13 protein-coding genes are annotated in these 11895 nt (G+C 57.9%); 2 read left to right on the top strand and 11 right to left on the bottom strand.

Translation table 11 applies throughout. From position 1 onward, the window contains the following. Positions 1 to 15 precede the first annotated feature (15 nt). Positions 16 to 468 carry a GNAT family N-acetyltransferase gene (locus N438_RS13995; RefSeq protein ID WP_012542788.1) on the bottom strand — a complete coding sequence of 151 codons (453 nt, stop codon included), beginning with the start codon at positions 466 to 468 and terminating at the stop codon, positions 16 to 18. Positions 469 to 470: 2 nt separating this feature from the next. Beyond that, positions 471 to 1526 (bottom strand): DNA polymerase IV, encoded by a 1056-nt coding sequence (gene dinB, locus N438_RS13990; RefSeq protein ID WP_008805269.1) that lies wholly within the window; start codon positions 1524 to 1526, stop codon positions 471 to 473. A 159-nt stretch (positions 1527 to 1685) separates the two neighbouring features. Between dinB and N438_RS13985 the strand changes: the two genes are divergently transcribed. Continuing rightward, positions 1686 to 2546, top strand: a complete 861-nt coding sequence (locus N438_RS13985; protein WP_116696340.1) for a glycerophosphodiester phosphodiesterase family protein — start codon at positions 1686 to 1688, stop codon at positions 2544 to 2546. Between the two features lie 542 nt (positions 2547 to 3088). Here N438_RS13985 and nqrM read toward each other — a convergent pair. The 7 genes from nqrM to N438_RS13945 are packed head-to-tail and all read right to left on the bottom strand — an operon-like array spanning position 3089 to position 9149. After that, entirely contained in the window at positions 3089 to 3304 is a 216-nt protein-coding gene (gene nqrM / locus N438_RS13975; protein WP_004204638.1) for a (Na+)-NQR maturation NqrM, read from the bottom strand. Positions 3305 to 3306: 2 nt separating this feature from the next. After that, a complete protein-coding gene (gene nqrF / locus N438_RS13970; protein ID WP_008805267.1) occupies positions 3307 to 4530 on the bottom strand; it encodes an NADH:ubiquinone reductase (Na(+)-transporting) subunit F in 1224 nt (407 codons plus the stop codon). A gap of 12 nt (positions 4531 to 4542) precedes the next feature. Further along, on the bottom strand, positions 4543 to 5139 hold the full coding sequence (gene nqrE / locus N438_RS13965; protein ID WP_004177335.1) for an NADH:ubiquinone reductase (Na(+)-transporting) subunit E: 597 nt from the start codon (positions 5137 to 5139) through the stop codon (positions 4543 to 4545). Between the two features lie 6 nt (positions 5140 to 5145). After that, positions 5146 to 5784 (bottom strand): NADH:ubiquinone reductase (Na(+)-transporting) subunit D, encoded by a 639-nt coding sequence (locus N438_RS13960; RefSeq protein ID WP_002889716.1) that lies wholly within the window; start codon positions 5782 to 5784, stop codon positions 5146 to 5148. Next, positions 5777 to 6571: a Na(+)-translocating NADH-quinone reductase subunit C gene (locus N438_RS13955; RefSeq protein ID WP_032732553.1), complete on the bottom strand. Its 795-nt coding sequence runs from the start codon at positions 6569 to 6571 to the stop codon at positions 5777 to 5779. The genes N438_RS13960 and N438_RS13955 overlap by 8 nt, the downstream gene beginning before the upstream one ends. After that, positions 6564 to 7802: an NADH:ubiquinone reductase (Na(+)-transporting) subunit B gene (locus tag N438_RS13950; RefSeq protein WP_012968885.1), complete on the bottom strand. Its 1239-nt coding sequence runs from the start codon at positions 7800 to 7802 to the stop codon at positions 6564 to 6566. The genes N438_RS13955 and N438_RS13950 overlap by 8 nt, the downstream gene beginning before the upstream one ends. A gap of 3 nt (positions 7803 to 7805) precedes the next feature. After that, a complete protein-coding gene (locus tag N438_RS13945; protein WP_012968886.1) occupies positions 7806 to 9149 on the bottom strand; it encodes a Na(+)-translocating NADH-quinone reductase subunit A in 1344 nt (447 codons plus the stop codon). 411 nt (positions 9150 to 9560) lie between these two features. On the opposite strand from N438_RS13945, the gene dpaA reads away from it, so the two are divergent. Then, entirely contained in the window at positions 9561 to 10301 is a 741-nt protein-coding gene (gene dpaA, locus N438_RS13935) for a peptidoglycan meso-diaminopimelic acid protein amidase (protein WP_008805263.1), read from the top strand. On the opposite strand, the gene N438_RS13930 is transcribed toward dpaA, so the two are convergent. Both N438_RS13930 and lpcA read right to left on the bottom strand, forming a co-directional pair. Beyond that, the gene (locus tag N438_RS13930; RefSeq protein ID WP_008805262.1) at positions 10272 to 11039 is read right to left on the bottom strand and encodes a class II glutamine amidotransferase; all 768 of its coding nucleotides are present in this window, start codon (positions 11037 to 11039) and stop codon (positions 10272 to 10274) included. The two genes, dpaA and N438_RS13930, sit on opposite strands and share 30 nt — an antisense overlap. 74 nt (positions 11040 to 11113) lie before the next feature. Beyond that, on the bottom strand, positions 11114 to 11695 hold the full coding sequence (gene lpcA, locus N438_RS13925) for a D-sedoheptulose 7-phosphate isomerase (RefSeq protein ID WP_023339616.1): 582 nt from the start codon (positions 11693 to 11695) through the stop codon (positions 11114 to 11116). Between the last annotated feature and the right edge of the window lie 200 nt (positions 11696 to 11895).

Below are 11895 nucleotides of genomic sequence, written 5' to 3'. Positions count from 1 at the left end.
CGGTTTTCCCCCGCATCACCTTAGCGCCACGCGTTTTTCCATCCGGTAGTTAATAAACCACTCCCCACGGGCCGCCACCCGCTGCTCCGCCACCACTTTAAATCCATGGGCCGTAAAACAGGGCTTTGCGGTAATGCTGGCGTCCACCGTCAGGATTTGCGCAGGATACTGAGCGCAGAGCGCCTCGATAAGCGCGCCGCCGATACCCTGCCGGGCGTGATCCGGCGAGACAAAGAGCAAATCGATATGCGTCCCGATGGCGGTGATAAAGCCAACCGGTTGATTGTTAACCACGGCTACCCGCCCGACTGAGTCAGCCAGCTTTTGTCGCCAGCGCGTCTCATCCACCTGTGCCCAGGCCGCAATCTGCGCCGGGGTATAGTCCCGGCTCGCCGTTTCCTGCACCGCGCGCAGAAAGATCTGGCAGAGCAATGGCAAATCGCTGTCGCGGTAAGCACGAATATGCATGGTTAAATCCCTAATAAAAGCTGCCTTTCCAGCTGCGGATCGAGCAGCGTCACATGGAGCCCAACCAGACGCACGCCCCGTCCGCCGCGGCGCTCATCCCAGGCTTTGTGGGCGGTGGCAATCAGATCCTCTTTGTTCAGCCGCGGCCAGACGTGCTCCTGAGTGGTCAGCTGGAAGTCATTGAATTTCAGTTTAATCCCCTGGCGGGCGATCAACAGGTCCGGTTTGACCTTCGCCAGCCGCCGCTCCAGTTCGGGATAGAGATTTTCGATAATCGCTTCGCACGCTGACCATTCGTGGATATCTTCCGCTAACGTCCGCTCCACGCCCACCGATTTACGTTGCCGATCGTTATGGATTTCCCGCTCATCAATCCCGTGGCTGCGCTCCCACAGAATACGACCGAATTTACCGAAGCGCTTGAGCAGCATGGCCAGATCGCTGTTCTGCACATCGCCACAGGTACGCAGGCCCATATTTTCCAGCTTCGCCGCCGACACCTTTCCGACACCGGGTATTTTCGCCAGCGGCAGCGCCCGCACAAACTCTGCCACCTGATGGGGAGCGATAACGAACTGGCCGTTGGGTTTATTCATATCGGAAGCGATTTTAGCGAGAAACTTCACCGGCGCCACGCCCGCCGAGGCGGTGAGGTGCAGCTCCCGTTCGATGGTCTGGCGGATCTCCTGAGCTATCAGAGTGGCCGACCCGTGACAATGCACGCTGTCGCTGACGTCAAGGTAGGCTTCATCCAGCGACAGCGGCTCAATGCGCGAGGTATAGCGGGAGAAAATTTCGCGGATATGATTCGAGGCTTCTTTGTAGGCATCGAAGCGGCCGGGAAGCAGCGTGAGATGCGGGCACAGCTTGAGCGCCGTTGCCGTCGGCATGGCGCTGCGCACACCAAACTTACGCGCAGGATAGTTCGCGGTACTAATCACGCCACGCTGTACCCGACTGCCGCCTATCGCGAGGGGGATATCACGCAACGCCGGGTTGTCGCGCATCTCCACCGCTGCAAAGAAACAGTCCATATCGACATGGATAATTTTACGCATCGTCAGACTCAACACTGTATACCCATACAGCATAGCAAAACTGCGCGCCAGTTTGATGCTTTTTTTACTCCGGTGGTCAAAAAAACGCTGACAACATAAAAGTGCAATAAATCATGTTTATTTTCATAACGTTAATCAACTAATCTGAAAGATACAATTATGAAGAAACGACTCACCGCCCTTTGCCTGCTGGCCGCCAGCAGCGCTTTAGCTAACCCACAGCTGATTGCCCACCGCGGCGGTACCGGCGATGCGCCGGAAAATACCCTGCCGGCCATTAAACTGGCGCTGGAGAACCACGCTGAGGCCATCTGGGTCACGGTGCAGTTAAGCCGCGACGGCGTACCGGTACTCTATCGTTCAAGCGATCTCTCCGCCCTGACCAACGCCGAGGGTAAGGTCTCCAGCTTAACCGCCGCCGAGCTGGCGAAAGTCGACGCCGGCTGGAAATGGGGGGATGACAGCCACCCGTGGCGCGGTAAGCAGGCTACGATCCCGACCCTGCAAAGCGTGCTGCAACAGTGGCCGCACACTTTTTTCTACATCGATATCAAATCTCCAGATGCCGATCCGGCGGTGATGGGCGAACGCCTGCTGGCGGTGTTAAAAGCCACCGACAGCCTCGATCGCGTGCGGGTCTATTCCACCGATGACCGCTATATCGCCGCCCTGCCATCGACTATTCCCCGCTTCGTCACCCGCAGCGAGACTCGCACTAAACTTGCGACTATTTCACTCAGCCACCAGTGTCAACTGAGCAGCCAGCACGAGCGCGAGCAGTGGTATGGGCTGGAGCTGAAGCGCAAGGTGGAGGTGGTGGAGAAGTTTACCCTTGGCGAAGGGATCTCCCCGGCAACGCTCACCTGGGATAAAGAGGCGATGGATTGCTTCCGCTCACAGGGCAAAGCGCACATTATTTTCTTCGGCATCAACAGTGCGGAAGACTACCGCACGGCGAAGGAGCTGGGTGCCGACGGGGTGATGGTGGATTCTCCGGCACAGGCGAAAAGCTGGCAGTAAGGGAGTCAACGGCTAAAAAGGCCGCGAAAGCGGCCTCACATTGCTGGCATGCTATTGCCGGGTGGCGGCTAGCGCCTGACCCGGCCTACGGTCCCAAATCACCGCCGGGCCTGGGGCAACTGAAACTGCCGGTGCTGGCGGCCTCAACATCGCTGAGACGTTCCCGGAAGGCCGGGGCAGCCCGCATGGATGCGGGCTGAGGGCCGTGTTTTGCAGGGATGCTGCCTCGGCCCGACCCGAAGCCTGCAGGGATAAGTCGAAGGTACCACGCAGTGGCGATGTTGCTGGCCGGAGCCCGGGGGTACAGGGGGCGGCGGCGACTGGCCGCCCCCTGTGCGCTCCCTGCGCCATGAGTGACATAACGCAGAAGAAATATTGGGAGCGCAATCTGCCCGGAAATAACACAGAAGTGGTAGTCCTGCTAAGCGCAGCGCGAGCAGGGACATCTCCGGTTGCGCTGTTATTTCGCCGGGTGGCGGCTGCGCCTGACCCGGCCTACAAAACTGAAGCAGCAGGTCCGGCATGCGCAGCGCCGCCGGGCATTACAAAATACGCCGCTGCTGACGCTGCGCCTCGCGAGCGAGACGTTTCTTACGCGCGTCACACGGTTCCGGACAGTCGCAGACTTTCTCCAGTCCCAGCGACGAGATCCCGCCGCAGCTGCCCTGAATGCTCTTGCGCTTCACCAGGTAGCCCAGCGACATGCCGAGGATCACCAGCGCAAAAATCACAAAGGTCGCGACAAATACCGTCAGCATCGTCAGCCTCCAAAGTCGTCGAGCATGATGTTCTCATCTTCGACGCCCAGGTCTTTGAGCATTTTTATCACCGCGGCGTTCATCACCGGCGGCCCGCACATATAGAATTCGCAGTCTTCCGGCGCCGGGTGATCGCGCAGATAGTTTTCATACAGAACATTATGGATAAAGCCCGTATGCCCGGTCCAGTTATCTTCCGGCAGCGGATCGGAGAGCGCGACGTGGAAGGTAAAGTTTGGGTTGTCGCGCGCCAGCTGCTCGAACTCATCATCGTAGAACATCTCGCGCAGCGAACGGGCGCCGTACCAGAAGCTGATTTTGCGCGTGCTGTGCAGCCGCTTAAGCTGATCAAAGATATGCGAGCGCATCGGCGCCATGCCGGCGCCGCCGCCGATAAACACCATCTCAGCGTCGGTCTCTTTAGCAAAGAACTCGCCGAACGGCCCGGAAATCGTCACCTTATCGCCAGGCTTCAGCGACCAGATATAGGACGACATGATCCCCGGCGGCGCATCCGGGACCTTCGGCGGCGGCGTGGCGATGCGCACGTTGAGCATAATAATGCCCTTCTCTTCCGGATAGTTAGCCATCGAGTAGGCGCGCAGGGTCGGCTCTTTCACCTCAGAGACATAGCGGAACAGATTGAATTTGTCCCAGTCTGAACGATATTCATCAGGAATATCAAAGTCGGCATAGGCCACTTTATGCGACGGGCATTCGATCTGAATATAGCCGCCGGCGCGGAACGGCACCGCTTCACCATCAGGCACCCGTAATTTGAGCTCTTTAATGAAGGTGGCTTTGTTATCGTTAGAGATAACCTCGCACTCCCATTTTTTCACGCCGAAAATCTCTTCCGGCAGCTCAATTTTCATATTCTGCTTCACCGCCACCTGGCAGGCCAGGCGGCACCCTTCTTTGGCTTCGCGTTTGGTGATATGCGAAAGCTCGGTCGGCAGAATATCGCCGCCGCCTTCTTTGATGGTCACCCGACACTGGCCGCAGGAGCCGCCGCCGCCGCAGGCGGAAGAGACGAAGATACCGTTGCTGGACAGCGTGTTCAGCAGTTTGTCACCCGCCGGGGTGCGGATCTGTTTATCCGCTTCGTTATTGATCTCAATAACCACGTCGCCCGCGTTCACCAGCTTTGAGCGCGCAGCCAGGATAAGCCCCGACAGCACCAGCACAATCAGCGTGAACATCACGACGCCAAGAATAATTTCCATACTTATTCGCCCTTATAGCTGCACGCCGGAGAAGGACATAAAGCCCAGCGCCATCAACCCGGTGGTGATAAAGGTGATCCCTAACCCGCGCAGACCGGCGGGCACGTTGGCGTACTTCATTTTTTCGCGGATCCCCGCCATCGCCACGATCGCCAGCATCCAGCCGATGCCGGAGCCGAAGCCGTAGACGATGGATTCCGGGAAGTTGTAATCACGCTGCACCATGAACGACACGCCGCCGAAAATGGCGCAGTTAACGGCGATAAGCGGCAGGAAGATCCCTAACGCGTTATAGAGTGCCGGGAAGTACTTATCGAGGATCATCTCGAGGATCTGCACCAGCGCCGCAATCACCCCGATAAAGGTGATGAAGTTCAGGAAGCTGAGATCTACGCCTTCCACCAGCGCGCCGTCGCGCAGCACCAGGTTATAGACCAGGTTGTTGATTGGCACAGCAAGACCCAGCACCACCGTCACTGCGACGCCGAGGCCGAAGGCGGTGGAGACCTTTTTCGACACCGCGAGGAAGGTACACATCCCGAGGAAGAAGGCCAGCGCCATGTTCTCAACGAACACCGCGCGGACAAACAGGCTAATGTAATGAGCCATCATCGATTACTCCTTTTCCTGCTGCTCAGGCTTCCAGCTACGCAGGGCCCAGATCAGCAAACCGATAATGAAGAATGCGCTCGGCGCCAGCAGGAACAGGCCGTTCGGCTGATACCAGCCGCCGTTCTGCACCGTCTCCAGCACCGTGATACCGAACAGCTTGCCGCTGCCGATAAGCTCGCGCAGGAAGCCGACGATTATCAGGATCGCGCCGTAACCGAGACCGTTACCGATACCATCCATAAAGCTGGCCAGCGGCGGCGATTTCATGGCGTAGGCTTCGGCGCGACCCATCACGATACAGTTGGTGATGATAAGCCCGACGAATACCGACAGCTGCTTAGAGGTCTCATAAGCGAAAGCCCGCAACAGCTGATCCACCACGATGACCAGCGAGGCGATGATCGCCATCTGCACGATGATGCGCACGCTATTGGGAATATGGTGGCGAATCATCGAGATAAACATGCTGGAGAACGCCGTCACCAGCGTCACCGCAATGGTCATCACGAAGGCGGTTTCCAGTTTAGTGGTTACCGCCAGCGCGGAGCAGACGCCCAGCACCTGCAGGGCGATGGGGTTGTTGGCGATGAGCGGCCCCACCAGCACACGCTTCACCTCTTTCATATCGCTCTGTTCAGCCATTATTCAGCCCTCCCTCACGCACTTTTTTCAGGAACGGACCAAAGCCCAGTTCGCCCATCCAGAAATCAAAGCTGTGCTGCACGCCGTTAGACGTTAGCGTGGCGCCGGATAAACCGTCTACTGCATGCAGGTCACCGGCGCGCGCGCCGCCTTTCACCACCCGGAGTGCCGGAATGCCGTTGTCATCCAGCACCTGCTTGCCAATAAACTGCTGGCGCCAGTTCGGGTTCTCCACTTCGCCGCCCAGCCCCGGGGTTTCCCCCTGATCGTAATAAGTAATGCCTTTCACCGTGCGGCCATCGACATCCAGCGCCACAAAGGCGTACATCATCGACCACAGGCCATTGCCGTAGATCGGCAGCACCATCTGCTCAATCTGTTGCTGCGCGTCGCGCACCAGATAAATTTCCGCCAGGTTGCTACGCCGCTTAATGCCGGCCGGATCCTGGCTGGCGTCCAGCGCGATGCTCTGCTGTGGATCCTTCAGCGCCTGGGCCTGATTAAATTTTGCCGGGTCTTTCTCCAGCAGCTCGCCGGTCGCCAGATTCACCAGTCGCGGCGAAATGCGCGCCGCGAAGGTTTCCGCTACCGCATCGGCATCCATCCCGGGCTGTATCAGGCCGGCGACGGCCAGGATATTGCGCTGTTTATCCAGCGCCCGCTGCGCCTGCTGGCGGGATTTCAGCCCCACGGCCGAGCCCGCTACCACGATGGAGCAGACCAGACAAAGCACCAGCACCACCAGCAGCGTTTTGCCGATGCTATCGTTACTTTTCTTCTCAGCCACGCGACTTCCTCCGCTTAATATTGGCCTGCACCACCAGGTAATCGAACAGCGGTGCGAAGAGGTTGGCGAAGAGGATCGCCAGCATCATCCCTTCCGGATAAGCCGGGTTCACCACGCGGATCAGCACGCACATCACGCCGATCAGCACGCCGTAACTCCATTTCCCTTTATCGGTAAACGAGGCGGATACCGGGTCCGTCGCCATAAACATCATGCCGAAGGCAAAGCCGCCGAGCACCAGATGCCAGTACCACGGCATCGAGAACATCGGGTTGGTATCGGAGCCGATAACGTTAAACAGGGTGGCGGTGGCGATCATGCCGATCATCACCCCGGCGACGATGCGCCAGGACGCGACGCGGCCAAAGAGAATGATCGCGCCGCCGATCAGGATCATCAGCGTGGAGACTTCGCCAATTGAGCCGGGAATGTTGCCGAGGAAGGCGTCCATCCAGCTCACCGGGATGCCGGTCGCGACGTTAACCAGCGCTTCACCGCCGCCGCTGGCCCACTGGGAGAGCGGCGTGGCGCCGGAGAAACCGTCCGCCGCCGTCCACACGAGGTCGCCGGAAATCTGCGCCGGGTAGGCGAAGAACAGGAACGCGCGCCCCGCCAGCGCCGGGTTGAGGAAGTTGCGCCCGGTACCGCCGAAAATCTCTTTAGCGATCACCACCCCGAAGGAGATCCCCAGCGCCGCCTGCCATAGCGGCAGCGTAGGCGGCACAATCAGCGCGAAGAGAATCGAGGTAACGAAAAAGCCTTCGTTGATCTCATGTTTGCGCACAATCGCGAACAGCACTTCCCAGAAGCCGCCGACGATAAAAACGGTGATATAGATCGGCAGGAAGAAGACCGCGCCCAGGGTCATCATGCTCAGCCAGCCGGCGTCAGCGCTGAAGCTGACCCCTAACCACTGGGCGACGCTGTAATGCCAGTTGTTGGCGATCACCTGCTGCAGCTGTTCGGCGCCGTACAGTTTGTGCAGCGCCGGAATGGTCTGCAGCCCAACGTTGTACATGCCCCAGAACATCGCCGGGAATACGGCAAACCACACGAGGATCATCATCCGCTTGAGGTCGATGGCGTCGCGCACGTGCGCCGCGCCGCGGGTGACCTGCCCCGGCGTGTAGAAGATGGTCGCCGCCGCTTCATACAGCGGGTAATATTTTTCCAGCTTGCCGCCATGCGTGAAATGCGGCTCAAGTTTCTCAATCAGGTGCTTTAAGCCCATCTCTTATCCTTCCTGCTCAATCTGGGTTAACACGCTGCGCAGCGCCGGACCGTATTCATATTTGCCCGGACAAACGTAGGTGCAGAGCGCCAGATCTTCTTCATCCAGCTCCAGACAGCCCAGCGCCTGGGCGCTATCGCTATCGCCGGCCAGCAGATCGCGCAGCAATATGGTCGGCAGAATATCCAGCGGCATGACCCGCTCATAGTTGCCAATCGGCACCATCGCCCGCTCGCCGCCGTTAGTATCCGTGGAGAAATGAAAGCGCTTGCGCTTGAAGAAATGGCCTAGCGTAGTGCGGGTAATCGAGAACTTCTCTTTGCCCGGCATCACCCAGCCAAACAGCTCTTTTTCCCGACCTTCTCGAACCACGCTCACCTGCAGATGGAAACGCCCGAGGAAAGCGTGAGGGCCGTGGGCACGGGTACCGCTAAGTACCGAGCCGGAAATGACGCGGTTTTCCCCCTCCTCCAGCTCGCCCGCCAGCAGATCGTCCAGGCTGGCGCCCAGCGTCGTTTTGACCAGCCGCGGCGACTTCACCTGCGGGCCGCCGAGCGCAATCACCCGTTCGCAGTTCAGCTCACCTTCAAGGAAAAGCTGACCGATAGCGATCGCATCCTGATAATTGAGGTGCCAGACCTGTTTATTCAGGCTCACCGGCTCCAGAAAGTGAATATGCGTTCCCGGCAGCCCCGCCGGGTGCGGCCCGGAGAACTGATTAAAACAGACCTGGCCGGCAGGATGGCCGCCCAGCTTGCCGCCGCTGGGCTGGCAGACATGCACTTTCCCGTCGGTCAGACGCGTGAGCACGGTAAGACCGGCATCGAAGGCGGCACGCTCGGCCAGAATAATCGGCTGCGGCTCCGCCGCCAGCGGATTGGTATCCATGGCGTTGACAAAAATAGCGGCGGGCACGCTGCCCGGGCGCGGCGTTTTACTGAATGGCCGGGTGCGTAGCGCCGTCCACAGGCCCGAGGCCAGCAGCTGCTGCTGTACGGTGTCGCGCGGCAGCTCAGCCAGTGCGTCCGCGGCGTAACGGGTAAAGGCCACCGCGTCATTGCCCTCGATATCAATCACCACTGACTGTAAAACGCGCCGTTCACCGCGGTGGATGGCGCTGACAACCCCGCTCGCCGGGGCGGTAAAGTAGACGCCGGGGGTCTTTTTATCTTCGAACAGGATCTGACCTTTTTTGACCCGATCGCCCTCTTTGACCGCCATAGCGGGACGCATCCCGACGTACTCTTCGCCGAGTAGCGCGACGCGCTTCACCGCTGGCGCAGGAGAGATCTGCTGTAATGGCATGCCAGCTATGGGCAAATCCAGCCCTTTCGTGATTTTAATCATATCGTTAGCAGGTATCCGTAACCTCAACCCCGACGCAGGCCGGGGCCAGCTTATTGACAGAATGGCAGAGAAGAAAGGGCGAAACGGCGCCAGTGGCGCTCATGACGGAAGAGAAGCCTCCTTTCTTACTCTGGTGATGAACCGGCGCAAGTGTAACATTTCGTGAGCGGCGGCTGTAGCACGAGGGGCAATAAGTGCTTCTAAAATGCGAGCTATTGCGCAAAGTTCTGACTGTGTTTTCGCCGTAAGCGGGTTATAAAGTGAGGCTGAATTGTAAACGCCGCCACGTCGCCCTTGCGAAAAAATGCCGTGATGCTAATGTGAGCGCTCTAAATCCAGAAAACTCTGATTTCGGGTCTCTCTTGCCGTCCTGGCAATGTGGCTATTTTGTTTTATCAAGGAACAAGCAGTATGCGCAAAATCGCATTATTTATTGCGATGCTTCTGTTGCCGTGCGTGTCATTTGCCGGGCTGCTCAGCAGCAATAGCCCGACGACGCCGGTTAGCAAAGAATACAAGCAGCAATTAATGGGTTCACCGGTTTACATTGAGATCTTTAAAGAAGAGCGCATGCTCGACCTTTACGTCAAAATGGGTGAAACCTACCAGCTCCTCGACAGCTATCGGATCTGCAACTATTCCGGTGGCCTGGGTCCGAAACAGCGTCAGGGTGATTTCAAGAGTCCGGAAGGGTTCTATAGCGTCACCCGCAGCCAGCTCAAACCCGACAGCCGCTTCTATAAAGCCATTAACATCGGCTTCCCGAACGCCTACGATCGCGCCCATGGTTATGAAGGGAAATACCTGATGATCCATGGCGACTGCGTCTCAGTCGGCTGCTACGCCATGACCGACAGCGGGATCGATGAGATCTTCCAGTTTGTGACCGGCGCCTTAGTCTTCGGCCAGCCAAGCGTGCAGGTGAGTATCTATCCGTTCCGCATGACCAACGCCAATATGGAACGCCACAAATACTCCTACTATGCAGATTTCTGGAAACAGCTTAAGCCTGGCTATGACTATTTCCAGCAGACCCACAAACCGCCGATTGTGTCAGTGACCGACGGCCGCTATGTGGTAAGCAAGCCGCTCAGCCACGAGGTTGTTCAGCCGCAGCTGGCCTCAAACTACACGCTCCCCGAGACAAAATAACGCCCACTCGCCTGGCATGATCTTGTGCCAGGTTTCATTGGCCGTCAGCGGCTGCGTGGCGATAACCGTGACCACATCGTTGGGTGTGGTCTCGCGTTGAAAGTCGATCTCCACATCCTGGTCCAGCAGTTTTGCCACGCCAAACGGCGCCCGCCGGGTGATCCAGTGCAGATTGGTCGAGCAGAACGCCATCACGTAGCGCCCGTCCGACAGCAGCATGTTGAACACCCCTTTCTCACGCAGTTCACCCGCCAGGGTGGCGATATACTTGAAAACGCCCAGCATATTGCCCGGCGTGCGCGGATAGCGCTCGGTTAAACGGTGCAGCAGCCAGCAAAACGCTTTTTCACTGTCGGTTTCACCTACCGGATGGAAATTACCGGTTTTCAGCGATTTATAGCCTTTGAGCTGCCCGTTGTGCGCATAGGTCCAGTTGCGCCCCCACAGTTCGCGGGTGAAGGGATGGGTGTTCTCCAGGGCCACCATCCCGCGATTGGCCTGACGGATATGGGCGACGACGGAACAGGACTTAATCGGGTAATCCTGGACCAGTTTCGCGATCGGCGACTGAAAGCTCGGCTGCGGATCTTTGAATGTGCGACAGCCTTTGCCTTCATAGAAGGTGATGCCCCAGCCGTCTTTATGCGGCCCCGTCCCGCCCCCGCGCTGCACCAGCCCGGTAAAGCTAAAACAGATATCTGTTGGCACATTGGCGCTCATCCCGAGCAGTTCGCACATAGATCACCTCACCCTCACAAATCACGACGGCGCCAAAGCGAGGCCGCCGTCAACAGTACACACTCGCCTGCCTGTTAGCCTTTCACCATCTCTTTTTCGATCAGCATAATCAGGATATGGATCACTTTGATGTGGATCTCCTGGATGCGGTCGGCATAGCCAAAGTGCGGCACGCGTATTTCAACATCGGCGGAACCCGCCATTTTGCCGCCGTCTTTACCGGTCAGGGTGATCACTTTCATCCCCTGCGTCCGCGCGGCTTCAATGGCCTTGATCACGTTGCCGGAGTTACCTGACGTGGAGATGCCGAGCAGCACATCGCCCGCACGGCCGACGGATTCAACATAGCGGGAGAACACATACTCATAGCCAAAATCATTGCTCACGCAGGAGAGATGGCTGACGTCGGAGATCGCGATGGCCGGGTAACCCGGGCGGTTTTCGCGATAACGACCGGTCAGCTCTTCCGCAAAATGCATCGCATCGCAATGGGAACCGCCGTTACCACAGGACAGCACTTTCCCACCCGCCTTAAAGCTATCCGCCAACAGAACAGCGGCACGCTGGATAGCATGGATATTGGCTTCGTCCTGCAGAAAGTTAGCCAGCGTTTCCGCGGCTTCGTTCAGTTCGTTACGAATAAGATCCTGGTACATGAGGATAATCCTTCAGTATGAGTGGAATAACCCTGGCAGTGTACCGGATAGCCGCCGAAGCGAGAAGCAGCAGGCAGTGTTATCCCCCGCCCTTTTGATTTTATGTGCCGCTTTTGCATACAACAATGTGAGCGAGGTTGTAATTATTTTGTAAACACATTGCTAAATAAAAACGCATGCACTACAACCAATACATCACA

It is taken from the genome of Klebsiella sp. GL120222-02, from assembly GCF_003097195.1.
GTDB classification, from domain to species: Bacteria; Pseudomonadota; Gammaproteobacteria; order Enterobacterales; family Enterobacteriaceae; genus Klebsiella; species Klebsiella variicola.
Note: the sequence above shows the minus strand (reverse complement) of the source record. Positions and strands in the feature narration are given on the sequence as shown.